Source organism: Rhizobium sp. TH2, assembly GCF_024707525.1.
Classification (GTDB): Bacteria; Pseudomonadota; Alphaproteobacteria; order Rhizobiales; family Rhizobiaceae; genus Rhizobium_E.
In genome coordinates this window covers 1,388,822-1,410,229 of sequence record NZ_CP062231.1, presented here as the reverse complement: position 1 = coordinate 1,410,229, position 21,408 = coordinate 1,388,822, and the positions used below count along the sequence as shown (strand labels likewise).

At 62.5% G+C, this 21,408-nt stretch carries 14 protein-coding genes; 4 read left to right on the top strand and 10 right to left on the bottom strand.

The window, feature by feature from the left end:
- Positions 1-33: 33 nt before the first annotated feature.
- Positions 34-2,337 carry a xanthine dehydrogenase family protein molybdopterin-binding subunit gene (locus IHQ71_RS07185; RefSeq protein WP_258161261.1) on the bottom strand — a complete coding sequence of 768 codons (2,304 nt, stop codon included), beginning with the start codon at positions 2,335-2,337 and terminating at the stop codon, positions 34-36.
- Between the two features lie 293 nt (positions 2,338-2,630).
- Between IHQ71_RS07185 and pepN the strand changes: the two genes are divergently transcribed.
- The 3 genes from pepN to IHQ71_RS07170 all read left to right on the top strand — a co-directional run bounded on the left by pepN (position 2,631) and on the right by IHQ71_RS07170 (position 8,779).
- Positions 2,631-5,276: an aminopeptidase N gene (pepN, locus tag IHQ71_RS07180; protein WP_258161260.1), complete on the top strand. Its 2,646-nt coding sequence runs from the start codon at positions 2,631-2,633 to the stop codon at positions 5,274-5,276.
- A gap of 172 nt (positions 5,277-5,448) precedes the next feature.
- The gene (locus tag IHQ71_RS07175) at positions 5,449-7,749 is read left to right on the top strand and encodes a PAS domain-containing sensor histidine kinase (RefSeq protein ID WP_258161259.1); all 2,301 of its coding nucleotides are present in this window, start codon (positions 5,449-5,451) and stop codon (positions 7,747-7,749) included.
- 97 nt (positions 7,750-7,846) lie between these two features.
- The gene (locus IHQ71_RS07170; RefSeq protein WP_258161258.1) at positions 7,847-8,779 is read left to right on the top strand and encodes a calcium-binding protein; all 933 of its coding nucleotides are present in this window, start codon (positions 7,847-7,849) and stop codon (positions 8,777-8,779) included.
- Here the strand turns inward: IHQ71_RS07170 and IHQ71_RS07165 are convergent.
- The 8 genes from IHQ71_RS07165 to ccmI form a co-directional block, all read right to left on the bottom strand.
- A complete protein-coding gene (locus IHQ71_RS07165; protein WP_258161257.1) occupies positions 8,776-11,730 on the bottom strand; it encodes a bifunctional [glutamine synthetase] adenylyltransferase/[glutamine synthetase]-adenylyl-L-tyrosine phosphorylase in 2,955 nt (984 codons plus the stop codon). The two genes, IHQ71_RS07170 and IHQ71_RS07165, sit on opposite strands and share 4 nt — an antisense overlap.
- A gap of 27 nt (positions 11,731-11,757) precedes the next feature.
- Positions 11,758-13,182, bottom strand: a complete 1,425-nt coding sequence (locus IHQ71_RS07160) for a HAMP domain-containing sensor histidine kinase (RefSeq protein ID WP_258161256.1) — start codon at positions 13,180-13,182, stop codon at positions 11,758-11,760.
- The gene (locus tag IHQ71_RS07155; protein WP_308737925.1) at positions 13,183-13,872 is read right to left on the bottom strand and encodes a response regulator transcription factor; all 690 of its coding nucleotides are present in this window, start codon (positions 13,870-13,872) and stop codon (positions 13,183-13,185) included.
- Between the two features lie 96 nt (positions 13,873-13,968).
- Positions 13,969-15,546 (bottom strand): Do family serine endopeptidase, encoded by a 1,578-nt coding sequence (locus IHQ71_RS07150; RefSeq protein ID WP_258161254.1) that lies wholly within the window; start codon positions 15,544-15,546, stop codon positions 13,969-13,971.
- A 130-nt stretch (positions 15,547-15,676) separates the two neighbouring features.
- Complete coding sequence (locus IHQ71_RS07145) at positions 15,677-16,144, bottom strand: cytochrome c-type biogenesis protein (RefSeq protein WP_258161253.1); 468 nt, start codon at positions 16,142-16,144, stop codon at positions 15,677-15,679.
- Complete coding sequence (locus IHQ71_RS07140) at positions 16,141-18,144, bottom strand: heme lyase CcmF/NrfE family subunit (RefSeq protein WP_258161252.1); 2,004 nt, start codon at positions 18,142-18,144, stop codon at positions 16,141-16,143. The genes IHQ71_RS07145 and IHQ71_RS07140 overlap by 4 nt, the downstream gene beginning before the upstream one ends.
- Positions 18,141-18,593 carry a cytochrome c maturation protein CcmE gene (gene ccmE / locus IHQ71_RS07135; RefSeq protein WP_258161251.1) on the bottom strand — a complete coding sequence of 151 codons (453 nt, stop codon included), beginning with the start codon at positions 18,591-18,593 and terminating at the stop codon, positions 18,141-18,143. Before ccmE ends, IHQ71_RS07140 begins: the two co-directional genes overlap by 4 nt.
- Positions 18,590-19,723: a c-type cytochrome biogenesis protein CcmI gene (gene ccmI, locus IHQ71_RS07130; RefSeq protein WP_258161250.1), complete on the bottom strand. Its 1,134-nt coding sequence runs from the start codon at positions 19,721-19,723 to the stop codon at positions 18,590-18,592. The genes ccmE and ccmI overlap by 4 nt, the downstream gene beginning before the upstream one ends.
- A 183-nt stretch (positions 19,724-19,906) precedes the next feature.
- Between ccmI and IHQ71_RS07125 the strand changes: the two genes are divergently transcribed.
- A complete protein-coding gene (locus tag IHQ71_RS07125) occupies positions 19,907-20,851 on the top strand; it encodes a homocysteine S-methyltransferase family protein (RefSeq protein WP_258161249.1) in 945 nt (314 codons plus the stop codon).
- A 74-nt stretch (positions 20,852-20,925) separates the two neighbouring features.
- Here IHQ71_RS07125 and IHQ71_RS07120 read toward each other — a convergent pair whose 3' ends face one another.
- Positions 20,926-21,399 (bottom strand): hypothetical protein, encoded by a 474-nt coding sequence (locus tag IHQ71_RS07120; protein WP_258161248.1) that lies wholly within the window; start codon positions 21,397-21,399, stop codon positions 20,926-20,928.
- Positions 21,400-21,408: the final 9 nt, after the last annotated feature.

The window sequence follows — 21,408 nt, the reverse complement described above, 5'->3', positions numbered from 1 at the left end:
GCCGTCAGGCGACCGGTGTAAAGCGAGGAATGATCAGCCAGCCTTGGCGGCCTCGATCGCCTCCCAGACCCTGCCCGGGGTGGCGGGCATGTCCAACGACTTGATACCATAGCCGCGATGAAGTGCGTCGATCACCGCGTTCATCACCGCAGGCGTCGAACCGATCGTGGCGGCCTCGCCCGCACCCTTGATACCGAGCGCATTGGCGACCGAGGGCACGTTGCGGGTGTCGAATTTGAAGAACGGCAGGTCTCCCGCGCGCGGCACGGCGTAATCCATGAAGGTGGCGGTGAGCAGCTGGCCTTCCTCGGAATATTGCACGCCTTCGACCAGCGCCTGTCCCGCGCCTTGGGCGACACCGCCATGGATCTGCCCCAAGAGCAGGATCGGGTTCACGATGACGCCGAAGTCGTCGACGATCTGGTAGTTGACGATCTCGGTCATCCCGGTTTCGGGATCGATCTCGACTTCGACGACATGCGTGCCGTTGGGAAACGTCGCCTCGTCCTGCTTCACATCGGCAATCGCGATGATGTCCGCCGGGTCCTTGGCGGCGCGGGCGACGTCAGCAAAGCTCAACATGCGGTCGGTGCCGGCGATGCGCGCCACGCCGCCGACCAGTTCGATGTCCTCGGCAGCACTTTCGAGTTCGTCGCCGGCAATGCGCTTGATCTTTTCCGCGAGATCCTCGCCGGCGCGGACCACCGAGACGCCGCCGATCGGGATGGAGCGCGAGCCGCCTGTGCCGCCGCCGCGCTTGAGTTCAGCCGTGTCGCCCTGGCGGACGATGATCTTGTCGAAATCAATGCCGATCTTCTCGGCGATGAGCTGGCTGTAGGCGGTGGCATGGCCCTGGCCGTTGGTCTGGGTGCCGATGAAGAGCGTGATCGTGCCATCGAGGTTGAGATGGAGATGCGCCGGTTCGGAGCCGGGAAACGCGCAAATCTCGACATAGGTCGAGAGCCCGACGCCGCGAACTTTGCCGCGCGATGCCGCCTCGTCGTAGCGCTCCTGAAAGCTGCCATATCCGGACATTTCCAGCGCCTGCTGCAGATGCCCGTCGAACTCGCCGACATCGTAGAGACAGTCCGATTGGGTGCGGTAGGGAAACTGGTCCGGCTTGATGAAATTGATCCGCCGCAGTTCGACCGGGCTGACACCGAGATCGCGCGCCGAGGAATCCATCAGCCGCTCGATGAGATAGGCGGCTTCCGGCCGGCCGGCGCCGCGATAGGCATCCACCGGCGTAGTATTTGTGTAAGCACCCCGGATCTCGTAATCGAGATTGGGAATGTCATAGACGCCGGTCGCCATCAGCGCCGCCATGGTGGGGATCATCGGCCCGTATTGCGAGAGATAGGCGCCCATATTGGCGACCATGTCCACCCGCATGCCGGTGATCCGATAATCGGCATCGAAGGCGAGCGAGGCGTCCATGATGCTATCGCGGCCATGCGTGTCGGCAAGCGCATGCTCGGTGCGGCTCGAAACCCAGCGGACCGGGCGGCCGAGCCGGCGTGATGCCTCCAGCACCAGCGCATATTCGCGATAGGTGAACATCTTGGTGCCGAAGCCGCCGCCGACATCGCCGGTGATCACCCGGATTTTCTCGGGATCGACACGGAAGACATCCTTGGCAAGAATGCTGCGCATCGAATGGACGCCCTGCGACGGCGTATGCAGCGTGAAACTATCGGTCTCGGCGTCATAGGCGCCGACCACCGCGCGCGGCTCCAGATAGTGCGAGATGACGCGGTTGTTGACCACGCGGAGCTCTGTCGTATGCGCTGCCGTCGCGAAGGCCCCGTCTGTCGCTTGCCGGTCACCGATCCGGTAGTGAAAGGCCTGGTTGCTGCCGAGTTCTTCCCAGACCAGCGATGCCCCTTCGTCGAGCGCGGTCACGAGATCGACATGCGATCCAAGTCCATCGCCTTCGATCTTGATCAGTTCGGCCGCGTCCTCGGCCTGTTCGCGTGTATCGGCGACGATGAAGGCCAGCGCGTCGCCGACATGCTTGGCAACGCCGCTGCAGAGAACCGGCGCCTCGCGCTTGACGTTCCGGGTGCCATCCGGCTGGGTGACTTGCTCCTTGCTCGGCATCGCGCCGAGATGGCCGACATCTTCCCCGGTCAGCACCAGATGCACCCCCGGCGAAGCAAGTGCGGCCTCCGTCGAGACGATCTTGAACCAGGCATGCGCATGGGACGAGCGCCAGACGAAGCCGTGCAGCGCATTCTCCACACGCACATCGTCGGTATAGTTTCCCTCGCCCCTGACGAGTTTGAAGTCTTCCTTGCGGAGCGCCGAGGCTCCAATACCAAATTTCGGCACGTTCATATGTGCAACCCTGCTATCGGACGGTCTGGGTGAAGCTGCGGCGGACAGGATCGGCGATGCCGCTTCGTTGATCACACCACCATATTGCCTTTCGTCATATTTTGAACCCCGCTGATCATGAAATTTTGAAAATGGCCCTCCTGAATTGTGTCATTCCGGGATTGCGTTTAACGATGTTTCAGGGTTTGACTGGGATGCTGCCGCCGGGACTCGCCCTGTCGCTCGCGTTCCGCGATACTTGGCGCGCAGATGAATTGAACGCAGACAATGGCGAACGCCATTCGGGACATCACATGGAAGCTACCGCCGGCCAGGTCATCCATCTGGCAGACTACCGTCCGACCGATTTCGTTCTCGAACGGGTGGATTTGACCTTCGAGCTCGACCCGCGCGAAACCCTCGTCATCCAGCGTTCGCTGATGCACCGCCGCGAAGGCGCCGACGAGAATGCGCCGCTGGTCCTCGACGGCGACGAGCTCAATCTGCGCGCGGTCGCGATCGACGGCAATCCGATCGACGAGAGCCAGTACACGGTCGGCCCCAACACGTTGACGATCAGAGGCCTGCCGACCGGCACGACCTTCGAGGTCACGGTCGAGACCATCGTCAATCCGGAGGCCAATACCAAGCTGATGGGGCTCTACCGCACCAACGGCACCTATTGCACCCAGTGCGAGGCCGAAGGCTTCCGCCGCATCACCTATTTCATGGACCGGCCGGATGTGCTGGGCATCTATACGATCACCATCATCGGCGATGGCACGGCCAACCCGCTGATGCTGTCGAACGGCAATTTCCTCGGCGCGGGCGATTACGGCGACGGCCGACGCTTCGCCGCCTGGTACGATCCGCATCCGAAGCCGAGCTATCTGTTCGCGCTTGTTGCCGGCGACCTCGGTGTCGTCGAAGACACGTTCACCACCATGACCGAGCGCGAAGTGGCGCTGAAAATCTATGTCGAACACGGCAAGGAAGACCGCGCGGCCTATGCCATGGATGCGCTCAAGCGTTCCATGAAGTGGGACGAGGAAGCCTTTGGCCGCGAATACGATCTCGATATTTTCATGATCGTTGCGGTGTCCGATTTCAACATGGGCGCCATGGAGAACAAGGGCCTCAACGTCTTCAACGACAAATACATCCTGGCCGACCCGGAAACCGCCACCGACCAGGACTACGCCAATATCGAGGCGATCGTCGCGCACGAATATTTCCACAACTGGACCGGCAACCGCATTACGTGCCGCGACTGGTTCCAGCTTTGCCTGAAGGAAGGCCTCACTGTCTTCCGCGACCACGAGTTCTCCGCCGACGAGCGCAGCCGCGCCGTCAAGCGCATTGCCGAAGTGCGGCACCTGAAGGCCGAGCAGTTCGCCGAGGATGCGGGCCCGCTCGCCCATCCGGTGCGGCCGAATATCTATCGCGAAATCAACAACTTCTACACGACGACGGTCTATGAAAAAGGTTCGGAAGTGACGCGCATGATCGCGACGCTTCTGGGTCGCGACACGTTCCGCAAGGGCATGGACCTCTATTTCGAGCGCCACGATGGTCAGGCCGTGACGATCGAGGATTTCGTCACGTGCTTCGAGGAAGCGAGTGGTCGCGATCTCACGCAGTTCTCGCGCTGGTATCATCAGGCCGGCACGCCTGTCGTCACCGTCTCTGCCGCCTATGACGCTTCGGCGCGCAATCTCAAGCTCTCGCTGGAGCAAATGATCCCGCCGACGCCCGGTCAGCAGGTCAAGGAACCGATGCACATCCCGCTGGCGATGGGCCTGATCCTGGACAATGGTTCGGAAGCCACGCCAAGTGCTGTCACGGGCGGTGAATATTCGGGCGGTGTGCTGCACCTGACGGACCGCGCCCAGGAAATCACGTTCGAGGGCATTTCATCGCGCCCGGTCGTGTCGCTCAACCGCAGCTTCTCGGCGCCGGTCAACCTGCATTTCGACCAGTCGGTCGACGATATCATCCATATTGCACGCCACGACGGCGATCTCTTCTCGCGCTGGCAGGCGATCAATCATCTCGCCATGCAGGACCTCACCAGTGGCGTGAAATCCGCGGGCGACGGCGCGGCGACAGCCTCCGAGGCACTGACATCGGTCATCAAGGCGACGATCGCCGACGAGGCGCTGGAGCCGGCCTTCCGCGCCCAGGTGCTTGCCCTGCCCTCCGAGGCCGACATCGCCCGCGAGATCGGCAGCAATATCGATCCCGACCTCATCCACGACGTCCGCGACAGCGTGATCCGTTCGATCGCGGTCAAGGCGATCGATGAATTCGCCGCACTTTATGCGGGTATGAAAGTCGATGGCGCGTTCAGCCCCGATGCAGCGAGTGCCGGCAGGCGCGCGCTCGGCAATTCGGCACTGACGTGGCTCTCCTACGGCGACGAGGATCCCGCCCGTGCCGCAGCAGCCTTCGGCAATGCCAACAACATGACGGAACTGTCGCATGCGCTGATGGTGCTGGCGCATCGCTTTCCCGAAACGGAAGCAGCGGCCGACGCCATCGCGGCGTTTGAGCAGCGTTTCAGCGGCAATCCACTGGTCATCGACAAGTGGTTCACGATCCAGGCGACGATCCCGGGGGCAGACACGCTCGACCGGATCAAGAGCCTGATGGAAAGCCCGCATTTCGCGCCGAACAATCCGAACCGGCTGCGCGCGCTGATCGGCTCCTACGCCATGGCGAACCCAACCGGCTTCAACCGCGCCGACGGCGCCGGCTACAGGTTCCTCGCCGAGCAGATCATCGATATCGACAAGCGCAATCCGCAAGTCGCAGCTCGTATCCTCACGTCAATGCGCTCGTGGCGTTCGCTCGAGCAGACACGTGCCGGACACGCCCGGTTCGCGCTGCTGCAGATCGACCAGTCCGGCCCGCTCTCCACCGACGTGCGAGACCTCATCGACCGCATGCAGAAGGTGTAAAGCGCTACAAACTGCTTGCGCGGCGCTTATGGCCAAAAAAATCTGCGAGTCAAAAGAACGGGTTAAAAATCCGTTAAATCCGGCATCTGGACAATGTTCCCGCCCCGTGATTCCTTATGGATGATTCGGGCGAGCGGCGCGGCGAATCTGCAAGAGAATCAAGGCGGGAATCATGGCGGATGCGCAACGAGGAAGCGTGGCCGGCGGCTGGCTCAGGCGTGGCCTGACGAGCCTTTCGGGGGTCGAACGAAGCATCAGGGAAAGCTCCCGGCGGCTCAATTTTCCGCCCGCGATCGAACTGGCGCGGGCCGAGCCTGCTCTCAGGAAATCGATCCCGATCCTCATCACCGCCTTCCTGCTCGTCGTTGCGGCATCGCGCGTCTTCGGCATCTATGGCGAAGTCGTGCGCATGGAAGACACGGCGGGTCGCGAGGCTGCCTTCACAGCATCGCTGGTTTCCGCCAAACTCTCGACGCTGCCCGAACTCACCAAACGCGCCAATGCGGAGCGCGCCCAGGCGATGCTGACCGAACTCGGCAAGGCGACACCCGGCGCATTTCGTGCCCATGTCCTGCTTGCCGATAACGGCGGCTATGTGATCGCCGGCACCGGCGACGGCTTCTTCCTCAAGGGCCGCTACCTTCAGGTCCTGCTGCCGGAACTCTTCTCCGGCGAGTTCGAAATCAACCGTCTGCTGAATATCTCGCTCAGTGGGCGCGAGCATCTCGCATCCTTCATGCCGCTTCAGGGCAAGGGCGGCTTCGTGCTGGCGATAACGCCGCTCGATGCGATTTCCGGCCATCTGCGCGACGAGATTTCCCTGAACGTCACGCTGTTTACTGGCATTTCGGCAATCATCCTGGTCATCCTCTACGCCTATTATACTCAGGCAAAGCGGGCGCGCGATGCCGACGACGTCTTCGTCGAATCCAACCTGCGCGTCGAAACAGCCCTCTCGCGCGGCCGCTGCGGATTGTGGGATTTCGACATGGCCGATGGCCGGTTGTTCTGGTCGCGGTCGATGTATGAAATGCTTGGTATACCGCCGCGCAATGACGTGCTCTCCTTTGGCGACATGGCGCGGATGATGCACCCGGACGACAATTCGATCTATTCGCTGGCCCGCGGCATCGCCAAGGGCGAACTGAGGAATGTCGATCAGATTTTTCGCGTGCGCCATGCCGGCGGGCATTATGTCTGGCTGCGCGCCCGCGCCCAGATCATCCGCGCCCATTCCGGACGCGTCCACCTGATCGGCATCGCCATGGACGTGACCGAGCAGACCAAGCTCGCCCAGCGCTATGCCGAGGCCGACCAGCGTCTGGCGGACGCCATCGAATCCACCTCGGAAGCCTTCGTGCTGTGGGACAAGAACGACCGGCTGGTGATGTGCAACGCGCATTATCAACAAGCCTATGGCCTGCCCGACAGCGTGCTGGTGACAGGCACGGAGAGAAGTTCGCTGATGGCCTCTGCCTGCCGCCCGGTGATCGAGCGCCGGCTTGCCGATCCGGACCCGGAGAACTGCCAGTCGCAGACGACGGAGGTGCAGCTCGCCGATGGCCGCTGGCTGCAGATCAACGAACGCCGCACGCATGATGGCGGGCTGGTTTCGGTCGGCACCGACATTACTCTGCTCAAGCGGCACCAGGAACGCCTGCGCGAATCCGAGCGCCGGCTGATGGCGACGATCGGCGACCTCTCCGCCTCACGCGTCAAGCTCGAACGGCAGAAGGCCGCACTCTCTGTCGCAAATGCAAATTACCAAGCGGAAAAGGAGCGCGCCGAGGGCGCCAACCGCGCCAAGTCCGAATTCCTCGCCAACATGTCGCACGAACTCAGGACGCCGCTCAACGCCATTCTCGGCTTCTCGGAAATCCTGCAGAGCCAGATGTTCGGCCCGCTCGGCAGCGACAAGTATCACGAATATTCCTGCGACATCCATGACAGCGGCATTCACCTGCTCAACGTCATCAGCGACATTCTCGACATGTCGAAGATCGAGGCGGGCCAACTGCAGATCAAGACCGAACCGACCAATCTGGCGGTTCTGATCGAGGAGAGCCTCAGGCTGATTTCGATTGCCGCCGGTGCCAAGAACATCGTGGTCGAGCAGGATATCAGCCCCGACCTCAACCTCCAGGCCGACCGGCGCGCGATGAAGCAGATCCTGCTCAACCTGCTCTCCAACGCGGTTAAATTCACCAACGAAAACGGCCGGGTGATCGTGCGTGCGCGCAAGATCGACGGCAGGGTCGCGCTCGTCATCGGCGACACCGGCATCGGCATCCCCAGGGCTGCGATGCAGAAGATCGGCCAGCCGTTCGAGCAGGTGCAGAGCCAATATGCCAAGAGCCAGGGCGGTTCGGGGCTCGGGCTTGCCATTTCCCGCTCGCTGACCCAGCTCCATGGCGGTGCAATGCGCATCCGCTCGGCCGAGGGCAAAGGCACGGTTATCGGCGTGCGGATTTAGTTCCTCTTAATAAATTTCATCCAATGATTGCGGCAACCTTAAGCGCCCGCCACATCGGCGCGCCGCAACAATGATGATTTGCCCGGAGGATATTGCCATGAAGATGACTGGTTCGACCTACAACGATACCCTGCGGGGAGGCAAAGCCAAGGATCTGATCTATGGCAATGCCGGAAATGACCTGATATCGGGCTGGGAAGAAATCGGCACCGGAGCGGCTGACGAGATTCATGCGGGCGGGGGCAATGACCTGATCAGCGGCTTCAGCTTCAACTTCAGCAATCCCAATAGATCGAAATCGAGAGGCGCCTCGATCGACGGCGATGCCGGCGACGACAAGTTGATCGTGGACGCGGAGGGCGGCGCCAAGATCACCGAACTCAGCCGCTTGGGCCTTGTCGCCAAAGTCAGCGGCGTTGAAGAAATCATCTACAATTTCAGCGAAGCGACCCTCAAGCAGACTCTGATGGGTACAAAAGCCGGCGAGACCATCTACGGCGGCGAAAACGGCGCAAAGATCCGTGGAGAGAACGGAAACGACTATCTCTTCGCGGGGCGCGGCGACGATGTGCTGAACGGCGGGGACGGCGCCGACTTCCTCAGCGCTGCCGGCGGACGGAACCAACTGACGGGTGGCGCAGGGGCGGACGTTTTCCAGTTCCATCTGACCGAGGACTATTCCTACTCCAACATCACCGATTTCCAGAAGGGCATCGACAAGATCGCGCTCGTGCTCGATACGGGTGGGCCGGGGTTCACGCTGCCCAAATTTGGAGATCAAATTCGGATAATCGATCGTGAAATGGACGAGATGGGTTACTTGAACTACGACAACGGCCGGATCATGGACCGTGGTCTTTTCTCAGGAGATGCCGACTACTTCGCCGACGAGATGATCTATGAGCAATCCACCGGCTCTTTCCTGCAGGTCTTTCGCGACGACGACGACAATGAATATCAGGTCCTTCTCGCCCATGTCGACGGCCAGCCCAATCTCGATGTCAACGACTTCGTTTTCATGGTGATCTAATCTCGCTCACGTGACGCGCTGACCACCCGCTTGAAAATCGCGCGAACCTCCTGCGAATAGCGCTTCATCTCGCCCTCAAGCACCTTGAGGTCGGGCAACTCCGTTATGCGGCAGATGATCTCCTTCAACCCTTCAGGCGCCTCCCTCGGGTCGAAGCCGCCGCCGATGCAGAGCCGCACCACCTGAGCCAAGTCCGAATAAAGCTTGAGTGCGGCGATCACCGTGTCGAGATCGGCCGGTTTGAGGAAATGCGGCCCGAGCCGCTTCAGCGTCGCCTCGGTATTGGCAGTGCGGCCCTCGGCCGAGATTCCCTCTCCCGGTGCTATCAGCGTCAGATATTGCGCGATGAACTCGATGTCGACCAGTCCGCCGGGGATCAGTTTCACATCCCAGATGTCTTTCGGCGGCTTTTCCTTCTCGATCAGATCGCGCATCTCAGCGACCTCCTTGGTGATCTTCTTCCGGTCGCCGGGCACATCCAGGACACGCTCGATGATCCGCTCCGCCTCGACCTTCAGGCTGTCGTCGCCCGCCACCATGCGCGCGCGGCTGAGCGCCATATGCTCCCAGGTCCAGGCTTCCTCCGACTGGTATTTCTCGAAAGCATTGATGCGTGTCGCCACCGGCCCCTTGTTGCCGGAGGGCCTGAGCCGCATGTCGACCTCGTAGAGGACGCCTTCTGCCGTCGGCGCGGAGAGTGCCGCGATCATGCGCTGGGTCAGCCGCGCGAAATAACGGTTGGAATCGATCGGCTTCGGACCATCCGATTCCGCCGCCTCGCTGTCATAGTCATAGAGCAGGATGAGATCGACATCCGAACCGGCCGTCAGCTCGCCGCTGCCGAGCTTGCCGAGCCCCATGATAGCCACCCGGCCGCCGGGATATTTGCCATGGACCGCCTCTAGCTCCGAGGTCACCGCGGCAAGTGCCTCCGATATTACGAGGTCGGCGAGATGGGTGAAAGCGGACGCCGCCGATGCGCCGCCGATGACCCCGGTCAGCAGGCGGATGCCGATCAGGAACCTGTGCTCGAAGGCGAAGATCCTGAGCCGGTCGAGCGTCTCCTCGAAATGCGACGAGCCCGACAGGAAGCTTCGCAACCGTCTTTGCAGATAGTCGCGCGTCGGCAGTTCCGACATCAGCGCCGGATCGAGCATGCCGTCGAACACATGCGGCTTGGAGGCGATGATGCTGGCAAGCTTCGGCGCCGCCGACATGATGGTGGCGATCAGCGAGAGCAGCGAGGGATTGGAGGATAAGAGCGAGAACAGCTGGATGCCCGCCGGCAGGCCGGAGATGAACTGGTCGAAACGCAGCAGCGCTTCGTCGGCCTCCGCCGCCTGGCCGAACGTCCTGAGCAGTTCCGGCATCAGCTCGGTCAATCTTTCCCGCGCCTCGACCGATTGCGTAGCGCGATAGCGGCCGTAGTGCCAGGCGCGGATCGTCGCCGACACCCCTTCGGGCCGCTTGAAGCCGAGGCCTCTCAGCGTCTCCAGCGTGTCGGGATCATCGACCCGGCCGGTGAAGACGAGGTTGCCGGTCTCGGTGGATAGCTTCGCCTCCTGTTCGAAAAGCTGGGCATAGCGCTTCTCGACGGTCCTCAGCATTTTGACCAGATCAGCCGAAAAGCTCGCCGTACCGTCATAGCCCATCATGAAGGCGATGCGCTTCAGCTCGACCTCGCCCTCCGGCAGATTGTGCGACTGCTCGTCATTGACCATCTGAATGCGGTGCTCGACCGCACGCAGATACCAATAGGCCTCGGTCAGTTCGATCCTGGTTTTCGTATCGATCCAGCGCGCTTGCTCCAGCGCGAGAAGCGCCTGCTCGGTGCTTTTCGTCCGAAGTTCCGGCATGCGTCCGCCGGCGATCAACTGCTGGGTCTGGGCGAAGAATTCGATCTCGCGGATACCACCTCGACCGAGCTTGATATTGTGACCCTTGACCGCGATCTCGTCGTGGCCGCGATGGGCGTGGATCTGCCGCTTGATCGAGTGGATGTCCGATATCGCCGCATAATCGAGATATTTGCGGAAAACGAAAGGCACCAGGTCTTTGAGGAACAGCTCTCCGGCTTTGAGGTCACCGCCGACGGGTCGCGCCTTGATGAAGGCCGCACGCTCCCAGTTCTGCCCCCTGCCCTCGTAATAGAGCATGGCGGCATCGACCGGGATCGCCAGCGGCGTCGAACCGGGATCGGGCCTGAGTCGGAGGTCGGTGCGAAACACATAGCCGTCGCCGGTGCGGTCCTGCAGAATGCGGATCAGCCGCCGCAACATGCGCGCAAAGGTGTCGGTCGCCTCGTCGGGATCGGCCAGCATGCCGTTGTCAGGATCGAAGAAGACGACGATGTCGATATCCGAGGAATAGTTGAGTTCGCGGCCGCCGAGCTTGCCCATGCCCAGCACGACGAGGCCGGTATCGCGGCATGGCTCGTCCTCGTGGCGGAGAACCAGCTTTCCACTCTGATGGGCAACCGTCAGGAGGTGATCGAAGGCTGCGGAGATACAGACGTCGGCGAGTTCCGAGAGCGAATGTGTCGTCTCCCGGCCATCGAACAGGCCGGCCAAGTCGGCCATGGCGATCAGGAACGACGCCCGGCGCTTGGCCTTGCGCAGCGCCGTCATCAGTTCGGCTTCCGTCGCTCCGCGCCAGGCATCTCGCGCTTGATGGGTAATCCCGCCGAGAAGCGCGCGGATATCCTGCGTAATCGCCGCCGAGAGCAGCGACGGCATCAACCGCGCCGTGTCACGCAGATAGGGCGACAGTGTGAAAGCCGCCGCCACGAAGTCCTTGAGCGGTCTACCTGGTTCGAGCAGGCGGGCAAGATCGGGCTCGGTCTTCGCCCAATCCTTCATGTCGGACAGTGCCGATTTCAGTTCCTGCTGATTGAAGGGTTTCAACGCGTTCGGCTCGATATCACAAAGCCTGCCGCCATTCTCATTCGCCACGCGCATTCCTCCCGGATCGCCGCAAACTTAGAGTGCTTTGCTCTCGGGAAACACCATTTTCACCGTCAATCCACGATTCTCAGCATTTTCCGGAACGGTCGCGGAAAAATCGATGCGTCCGCCATGCAGTTCCATCACCGCGACCGTCAGCGCCAGACCCAACCCGGTGCCGGGCTTGGAGCGGCTTTCATCGAGCCGCACGAAGCGTTTGGTGACTTCCTCGTATTTATCGTCCGGGACGCCCGGACCATGGTCGGAGACGGCCAGCTCCGTCTCGCCTCCCTTGAGACGAGTCACGAGCAAGATCGTGTTCTGCCCGGTACCGCCGCCATATTTGATCGCGTTGTCGATCAGGTTGGAGATCGCCTGGCCGATCAGTTCGCGGTTGCCGCGCACACGGCAGTCGGGCGCCAGCACCTTCTCGATCGACAGCCCCGCGTCCTCGGCGACGGGCTCATAGAGTTCGGCGACTTCCGAGGCCACCGCCGAAAGGTCGATATCCGACATCTCGGCGACCGCCGAGCCCGCCTCGACGCGCGAGATCATCAGAAGCGCGTTGAAGGTGCGGATCAACTGATCGCTCTCCGCGATGATGTCCTCTAGCGCCGCCGCATGGCCTCGCTCGCTCCTGTCGCCGAGCGCGCTTTCGGCCTTGTTGCGCAGCCGTGTCAGCGGCGTCTTGAGGTCGTGGGCGATATTATCGGAGACCTGCCGCAGCCCCTCGTCCAGCCGCTCCATGCGCGACAGCATGGCGTTCAATGATGTCGAGAGCCGGTCGAATTCGTCGCCCGAGCCGGTCACCGGCAGCCGTTCGGAGAGATCGCCCGCCATGATGTTCTGCGCCGCGCCCGACATGCGGTCGATGCGCTGAAGTGCTCTCCGGCCGATTGCGAACCAGATGATCAGCGCACCCAGTCCCATGATGCCGAGCGCCAGCATCAACGCCTGGCGGACCAGCAAGCGCGCATTCTCCGGCTCACCGAGATCGCGTCCGACGAGGATGCGGATGCCGTTATCGAGAAAGAAGACATTGGCGACCGCCATATGCTTGTCCTTCGAGGACTTGTCGCCGAAGCGACTGTAGAGGAACGGCCGGTCGGTCCAGCCCTCGCTGTCTATGACACCAGGCTGCAGCTTGGCGACATTGCCGGCAAGCATTTCGCCATTGGGGCCGGCGATCACATAGAGATTGGCGCCGGGCTGATGGGATTGCCGCTCGAGCACGCTGAGCAGTGCCTGAAGCCCGCCCTGGGTGAAGATGTCGTTGAGAATACCGACCTCTTCGGCAACGGAATCCTTCATCCGCCGCTGCAGCTGGCTCTCGGAAATCGAGGTAACGTAGAAAACGAGGGTCGCCGCGCAAACCGCAAACAGCAGCAGATAAAGTGCCGAAAGCCGGACCGCCGTGTTCCGATAGAGCATCTGGAAACGGGCCGCAGCCGCGCTCGCCATTTATGCGTCATCCTTGATCATATACCCGGCGCCGCGCACGGTGCGCAGCAACGGCCGGTCGAAATCCTTCTCGATCTTGGAGCGCAGCCGCGACACGTGGACGTCGATCACATTGGTCTGCGGGTCGAAATGATAGTCCCAGACATTCTCCAGCAGCATGGTGCGCGTCACCACCTGGCCGGCATTCTTCATGAGATATTCGAGCAGGCGGTATTCGCGCGGCTGGAGCACGATTTCCTTGCCGGCGCGGCGGACGTCATGGGCGAGCCGGTCGAGTTCGAGGTCGCCGACCTTGTAGACCATGTCCTGCTCGGGCGAACCCCGGCGGCGGCCCAGCACCTCGACACGGGCCAGCAGTTCGGTGAAGGAATAGGGTTTGGGGAGATAGTCGTCGCCGCCTGCACGGAGGCCGGTCACCCGGTCATCGACCTGGCCGAGCGCCGAGAGGATCAGCACCGGCGTGTTGACGCCACGCTTGCGGAGTTCGGAGATCACCGACAGGCCATCGCGGCGCGGCAGCATGCGGTCCACCACGACCACGTCGTAGCCGTTCTCCGACGCCATGAAGAGGCCGCTCTCGCCGTCGCTCGCATGCTCGGTGGTGTGGCCCGCCTCGCGGAAGGCCTTCACCAGATAGCTCGCCGCATCCAGGTCGTCTTCGATGATGAGAATCTTCATGGACTGGAGCATAACGCATGAATTTCAGGTGTCAGGAAGCCCTTCCCCCAAAATTTTGGGGAAAGGGCAATCCGTCAGGTTGTCGTCATTGCCTGTGGGCGGGCTTGATCAACCGAGATCGAGCGCCACGAAGCGGTTACCGTTCTGATCCTGGATCTGGAACAGCGCCTTCTTGCGGCCGCCGGCCTTGGCTTCGTCGATCACCTTCTGGATGTCAGCCGCGTTCTTGACGTCCTGGTTATTGACCGAGGTGATCTTCTCACCGTTCTTCAGGCCCTTGTCGGCGGCATCGGATTCGGGATCGACCGAGGTGATCTGCACGCCGTTGCCGTCATCGGCCGGGGTGACCACGATGCCGAGCTTGTCGAGGGTCTGCTCGGCAGGGGTCTCCGGTTCCTCGGCGCCATTCTGGCCGCCCATGTTGGGATCGGCGGAAGCAACGCGGTTCTCGTCCGGCAGCTTGCCGAGGGTGACCTTGACGCTGATCGACTTGCCGTCGCGCCAGACCGAGAGATCCACCACCTTGTTGGGCTGCATGGAGCCGATCTTGCGGGCGAGTTCCTTCGGTCCCTTGATCGGATCGCCATCGACCGCGGTGACCACGTCGCCTTCCTTCAGGCCGGCCTTGAAGCCCGGCGAGTCGGCCTGCGGCTCATTGATCAGGGCGCCGGCGGCTTCCGCGAGGCCGAGGGATTCGGCGACATCCGCCGTCACCGGCTCGATCTTGACGCCCAGCCAGCCGCGGGCGATATCGCCGCCCTTCATCAGCTGGTTGACGACATCCTTGGCGACCGAAGCCGGGATGGCAAACGCAATACCGACATTGCCGCCCGACGGTGAGAAGATCGCGGTATTGATGCCGACCACTTCGCCCGAAAGGTTGAAGGTCGGGCCACCGGAATTGCCGCGGTTTACTGCCGCATCGACCTGCAGGAAGTCGTCATAGGGGCCGGCGCCGATATCGCGGCCGAGTGCCGAGACAATGCCGGCGGTCACGGTGCCGCCAAGGCCGAAGGGATTACCGACGGCGACGACCCAGTCACCCACGCGGACCTTGTGTTCGTCGGCGAAGGAGACGTAGGTGAACTTGCGCTTTTCCTTGTCGTCCACCTTCAGCACGGCGAGGTCGGTGCGTGGATCCTTGCCGATCAGCTTGGCATCGAGTTCGGTACCGTCGGTCATCACGACGGTGAACGCCGTGCCGCCGTCGATCACGTGGTTGTTGGTGACGAGATAACCGTCTTCGGTGATGAAGAAGCCGGAGCCCTGCGAGGTGGGACGCAGGCGCGGCTTCATGTTCTTGTCGGCGCGGCGGTTCCAATGGTTGTCATTGCGCTGGCCTGGATTGCGATTGCCGAACTGCTGGTCGCCCTCGCCGAATTCACGGAAGAAGCGCTTCAGAGGATGATCGTCGGGCAGATCGTCGAAGCCGTTCTGGCCGCCGAAATTGAAGGACATGTCGTCGTTGACAGGGTTGGCGCGCGACTGGACGCGAACCGAAACGACGGCCGGGGTAACGGCAGCAACCACATCGGCGAAGCCCGGCACCTGTTGGGCTTCGATCTTTACGGGAGCGGCGAACGCATTGTGGATCACAGGCATGCCGGTAATGGTCACGGCGACGGCGGCACCTGCGATAGTGCCTGCCTTGAGGAGAGAAGAGACGTTAGCAAACTTGCCGATCATGTCACATTTTCCTTCGATGGTGCCGGTGCGTCGGTGCAACCGGCGAATTCGTTCGATGGGAAAGATGTAGAGCCGGGCACCTTGCGGCAATGTTTCCGGAGAATGAAAAATTGGTAATGTATGGAGCCGATTATTTTCCGGAGCGGTCGGCCAGAATCGCGTCCAGCGCCTTCTGCTCCTCGTCGGACAGCGCGGGCGTCGGGAGGGGCCGCCTGCGCCTTGCTGCCTGGCGGAATATGACCAGACCACCGATCACCAGAAGCGCCACCGGCATGCCCCACAGCAACATCGTGTTGAAACCCAACGGCGGCTTGAGCAGCACGAATTCGCCGTAGCGGGAAACGAGATAGGCAAGGACCTCGTCGTCCGTATCGCCGGCCGTCAGCCTCTCCCGCACCAACACCCGCAGGTCCTTGGCGAGTTCGGCATTGGAATCGTCGATCGACTGGTTCTGGCAGACCATGCAGCGGAGTTCGGCGGAGATGGCGCGGGCACGCGCTTCGAGAGCGGGATCGGCAAGCACCTCGTCGGGATTGACCGCGAGCGCCGGGGTCAGCGAGGCAGCCCAGAAGATCACCGCCGCCAGGATCGTCCTCATTCGGCTGCCCCTAGCACGGGCGCCGCCTTGGGCCGCCGCGCGGGCGCGCCGACCCTGAGCCGGCGGTCGGACAGCGAGACAATTCCGCCCGCCATCATCACCAGCGTCCCGCCCCAGATGCAGAGAATCCACGGCTTCCACCAGATACGCACGACGAGCTTGCCGTCCTCGGTCTTGTCGCCGATCGAGACGTACAACTGCGAGAGCCCGAAGCTGACGATGCCCGCCTCGGTCGTGGGCATCTGGCGCGCCGGATAGATGCGCTTGGCGCTGTCGGTCTCGGCCTGCACCACGCCGCCGGTGAGGATCGAGAAATGAGCGGCATCCTCGACATAGTTCGGGCCCGCGCGCACGCTTTCCCGGTCGAAGCGGACGGAATAGCCTCCCGCCTCCACCGTCTGGCCGGCCGACATTTCGAGCACCTGCTCGGTCTCCCAGCTCGTTACCAGCACGACGCCTAGCACCGTTACTCCGAGGCCCGCATGGGCAAGCGCTGCGCCGAAGGCCGAGCGCGGCAGGCCGACCAGCCGCCGACTACCGTTCGAGAACCCGGCTCGCGCAAAACCCGCCCTGCCCCAGAGATCGGTCAGCGCGCCGAAGATCAGCCAAAGCCCGCCCGCGACGCCGAGCGCGGTCAGCATCGGCCCATCGCCACGTGCTATCCAGACGACGATCCCCAACGTGAGCGACAGCACAAAGGCCAGCCGCAGCCGGCGAGCCGCCGCAACCATGTCGCCGCGTTTCCAGGCGAGCAGCGGCCCGAGCGGCAGGACGGCAATCAGCGGCACCATCAGCCAGCCGAACGCGATGTTGAAGAAAGGCGCACCTACCGAAATCTTGTCGCCGGTCAAAGCTTCCAGCAACATCGGATAGAGCGTGCCGGTCAGCACCGCCCCAGTCGCGACCACCAGGATCAGGTTGTTGAGCACCAGCGCACCTTCGCGCGACACCGGCTGGAACAATCCGCCCGGCGCCAGCGAACCGGCCCTCAGGGCGAACAGCGCAAACGCCCCGCCGATGAAGATCGCGAGAATGCAGAGGATGAACAGGCCGCGTGATGGGTCCGACGCGAAGGAATGGACCGAGGTCAGCACGCCCGACCGCACAAGGAAGGTACCGAGCAGCGAGAGCGAGAAGGCGAGGATGGCGAGCAGCACGGTCCAGATCTTCAGCGCCTCGCGCTTTTCCATCACCAGCGCCGAGTGCAGCAGCGCCGTACCCGCAAGCCACGGCATGAAGGATGCGTTCTCCACCGGATCCCAGAACCACCAGCCGCCCCAGCCGAGCTCGTAATAGGCCCAGTAGGAGCCCATGGCGATGCCCGCCGTCAGGAAGGTCCAGGCAAGCAGCGTCCACGGCCGCACCCAGCGCGCCCAGGCCGCATCGATCCGCCCGTCGATCAGGGCCGCGACCGCGAAGGAGAAGCAGACGGAAAAACCGACATAGCCGAGATAGAGCAGCGGCGGATGGATCGCCAAGCCAAAATCCTGCAGCACCGGATTGAGATCCTGTCCCTCTGCCGGCGGCGGGTTCATGCCGGGAAGCCCCAGCACGCGTGTGAACGGGTTGGAGGTCAAGAGCACGAAGAGCAGGAAGGCGCTGGCGATCCAGCCTTGAACTGCCAGCACATTGGCCTTCAGCGTCGCCGGCAGGTTGCCACCGAATATCGCTACCAGCGCCGAGAAGAAGACGAGGATCAAGAGCCAGAGCATCATCGATCCCTCGTGATTGCCCCAGACGCCGGTGATCTTGTAGAGATCGGGCATCTTCGAATGGGAATTCTCCCACACATTCAGCACCGAGAAATCCGAGGTCGCATAGGCCCAGGTGAGTGCCGAATAGGAGAGGCCCACCAGCAGGAAGGTCACCAGCGCGCCTGATGTCGAGAGCGCCATCAGGCGCTCGTCGCGGCGTAGCGCGCCGAGTAGCGGTACCGTCGCCTGCAGGAGTGCCGCAACCAGCGCCAGCGCCAGCGCGAAATGGCCAAGCTCGACGATCACTTGATGGTCTCCTTGCCCGACATGGTCACGCCCTTCGCCTTCAGCCGGTCGGCGACATCCTTCGGCATGTAGGTCTCGTCATGCTTGGCGAGCACGCTGTCGGCGCGGAACACCATTGGATTACCCTCGAGCCTGCCCTCCGCCACAACGCCCTGCCCCTCGCGAAAGAGATCGGGCAGGATGCCGGTATAGCTCACGGAGACGGTGGCCAGCGTATCGGTCACCTCGAATGTCTCGACCATGCCCTGCCCGCGCTTCCACGAACCTTCCTTGACCAGCCCCCCGAGCCGCACCCGCGTCTCGGGCTTCAGCGCGGCCTTGGCGAGGTCGGACGGCACATAGAAATAGGCGACCGACTGGCTGAAGGCGAACATGACGAGGATCACGGCCGTGCAGAGGAAGGCCATGCCACCGCCGATCAGCGCCAGTCTCTTCTGCTTGCGGGTCATTCCGTAACGCCCTCCAGGCTGATGCCCAGTTCCTTTGCATCTGATATCAGTGCCTTGCCATTGTCGCTGTCGGCGGGGAAAGCCGCAAGCGCCCGCTTCAACGCTTCCGTGGCTTTGGCTGGATCCTGCAGCATCACATAGGAGCGCAGCAGCCGCTTCCAGCCCTCGAAATTCTGCGGGTCGTCGGCAAGCCGCGCGTCGAGGCTCTCGACCATGGTGCGGATCATCTGCGTCCGGTCCTCGTCGGACATATCGGCTGCCGCCGCCACATCGTCTTGGGTCGGGTGGCCCGGCGCCTTGGCGGCCTGCTCCTTCTCGGCACGGATGCGCTCGATCTGCGCGTCGGTCACCTCCATCCAGGGGGCGGCGGGATCGGAAGCCTTCTTCAGTGCCTCAAGCGCCGCAATCGCGGCGTCGGCCTTGCCATCCTGCGCCTCGGCGAGCGCCAGGTAGAAGCGCGCCCTGGGATCGCCGGGGACAAGCTCCAGAATCTTGGTGAAGGCATCGCGCGCCTCGACATCGACGCGCCCCTTGCTGCTCACGACAAGCGTCTCGGCGAGGCCGCCATAACGGCGCGCATCGGCGCCGAGATACTTGATTGCATTGCGCCAGGCATTCACAGACTCAGCGACCTGTCCTCGCTTAAGATAGACGGGCGCCAGTATTTCCCAACCACGGCCGTCCTCCGGATGCTCTTCGAGCCTGAGTTCCACGCGCCGGATCAGGATGTTGCTGTCGGGCTGCGGACTTTCGAAGCGCGCCCTGAGCGGAAAATCCGGCTCATCCGGCAGGCCGGCGTGGCTATAAAGCGCCACTGCCCCCGCGGGCACCACAAGACAGAGAACGACGGCTAGCATCACTGCCTGCCGCCTGCGGAGCAGCGACGACTTGCGCGGTGCATCCTGGCTCGCGGCAATCAGCCGGCGCGCGATTTCGGCCCGAGCCTGTCCGGCGCTTTCCCCGTCGATCAAGCCGCTTTTCTCGTCGCTTTCGATCTCGGAGAGCTGGTCTCGATAGACTTCCGCATCGTTCGGACGCGCGGTCACGTCCTCTTCCCCGCGCCGAAGCAGCGGAGAGGCGATCAGCAGCGCTGCGACCAGCGCAATCGAAATGGCAAGAATCCAGAACATGTCCACGATCCACTATGTGAAAGGACTCGACATTCCAATGACCAGGATCAAACATAACGCAAATTTGAGGCGATAAGCCGCAATTCGCTGCGGCAATCCGGTTCGCCAACCTGCGACATCCGTTTGGCAGAATGCCCTGCCGGGCCAACGGCACCAATGTCAACCTTGAGATGGACAACCGTCATGTCGAAATACCGCAAGGCACTGCCTCAGCTCGCAAACCGGATCTTCCTCACAGATGGGGGTCTCGAAACAACCCTGATCTTCCAGGATGGCATCGACCTCCCGCATTTCGCTTCCTTCCCGCTGATCGATACCGACGCTGGCCGGCGCATGCTGGAGGCTTATTATGAAAGCTATATCGGCATCGCACTCGCGGCGAAGACCGGCTTCATGCTCGACACCGCGACCTGGCGTGCCAATCCCGATTGGGCCGCCAAGCTCGGCTACGTGGGGAACGTGCTCGACAAGGTTAATCGCCGCTGCGTGGAACATATGATCGCGATGCGTGACCGGTTTGAGACGGAAGAGTCGCCCATGGTCGTCAGCGGGGCCATCGGTCCACGTGGCGACGGCTATGTCGCGGACCATCAGATGACCGCCGACCAGGCTCGTGAATACCACCTGTCGCAGATCGAGAGCTTTCTCGCCGCCGGTGCCGACATGGCGACGGCGTTTACAATCAACTATGTCGAAGAAGGCATCGGCATTGCGCTGGCCGCCCAGTCCGTCGGCCTGCCGGTCGTCATTTCCTTCACGCTCGAGACGGATGGCAGGCTGCCGAGCGGCATGGCGCTCGGCGATGCGATCAAGGCGGTCGATGACGCGACCACGGGCTACCCGGTCTATTACATGATCAACTGCGCTCATCCCACGCATTTCGCGCATATCCTTGAAACCGGCGAGCCCTGGCTGCAGCGCATCCGCGGCATTCGCGGCAACGCATCGACCCGCAGCCATGCCGAACTTGACTCCTCTCCGGACCTCGATGCCGGCGATCCCGTCGATTTCGGTGCGCGCTATCGCGAACTGCGCGACAGGCACAGCCAGTTCACGGTCCTGGGGGGCTGCTGCGGCACCGATCGCCGCCATGTCGAGCAGATCCGCTACGCCTGCCTGGCGGCTTGACGTGGCCAAAACGCCAAAAAAGGCCGGACCTGCGGAGCGGGTCCTGCCTTTCCAGTTCTGAGAACAGCAAAAATTCAGAGCGGCGTCCAGGAGCCGTTGGCATTGCGGCAGGCGGCACCGCGCGCCAGCTTCGGCTCGGCACCCGTCTTGAGCGTGATCGAATGGCTATATTGCCGGCAGTTCTGTGAACCGACCTGGTAGGGCACAGCCGCGATCACCTGGCCCTTCATCCCGCCGGAACCTTCCCAGGCGACGGTCTGGCCACTCGGCGTGCTTTCCAACACCTTGTATTCCGCCTCCAGCGCCCGCGAACGGTCGGCGGAGGAGAGCTTGATGTCGGTGATCTTGGAAACCAGCCCGCCCTTCAGCGCCTGGATATAGAAAGCGGAGGGTTCGGGTTCGCTTGTCGTCGCCTCGGACATCTGCTCGCCGGTTTCATCGAGCCTGTCCGATCCCGACGTGGTGGTGCAACCCGCCGCGAGCAGGGCGGCCAACAGCATGCCGGCAAGCTTCATGCGGCTCATGATTGCGGGATCGAGGATCGCCATTCGAATCTG

Coding starts and splice junctions, on each gene's coding strand:
- IHQ71_RS07185 (WP_258161261.1), bottom strand. CDS start 2,337: ATGAACGTGCCGAAATTTGGTATTGGAGCCTCGGCGCTCCGCAAGGAA.
- pepN (WP_258161260.1), top strand. CDS start 2,631: ATGGAAGCTACCGCCGGCCAGGTCATCCATCTGGCAGACTACCGTCCG.
- IHQ71_RS07175 (WP_258161259.1), top strand. CDS start 5,449: ATGGCGGATGCGCAACGAGGAAGCGTGGCCGGCGGCTGGCTCAGGCGT.
- IHQ71_RS07170 (WP_258161258.1), top strand. CDS start 7,847: ATGAAGATGACTGGTTCGACCTACAACGATACCCTGCGGGGAGGCAAA.
- IHQ71_RS07160 (WP_258161256.1), bottom strand. CDS start 13,182: ATGGCGAGCGCGGCTGCGGCCCGTTTCCAGATGCTCTATCGGAACACG.
- IHQ71_RS07155 (WP_308737925.1), bottom strand. CDS start 13,872: ATGCTCCAGTCCATGAAGATTCTCATCATCGAAGACGACCTGGATGCG.
- IHQ71_RS07150 (WP_258161254.1), bottom strand. CDS start 15,546: ATGATCGGCAAGTTTGCTAACGTCTCTTCTCTCCTCAAGGCAGGCACT.
- IHQ71_RS07145 (WP_258161253.1), bottom strand. CDS start 16,144: ATGAGGACGATCCTGGCGGCGGTGATCTTCTGGGCTGCCTCGCTGACC.
- ccmE (WP_258161251.1), bottom strand. CDS start 18,593: ATGACCCGCAAGCAGAAGAGACTGGCGCTGATCGGCGGTGGCATGGCC.
- ccmI (WP_258161250.1), bottom strand. CDS start 19,723: ATGTTCTGGATTCTTGCCATTTCGATTGCGCTGGTCGCAGCGCTGCTG.
- IHQ71_RS07125 (WP_258161249.1), top strand. CDS start 19,907: ATGTCGAAATACCGCAAGGCACTGCCTCAGCTCGCAAACCGGATCTTC.
- IHQ71_RS07120 (WP_258161248.1), bottom strand. CDS start 21,399: ATGGCGATCCTCGATCCCGCAATCATGAGCCGCATGAAGCTTGCCGGC.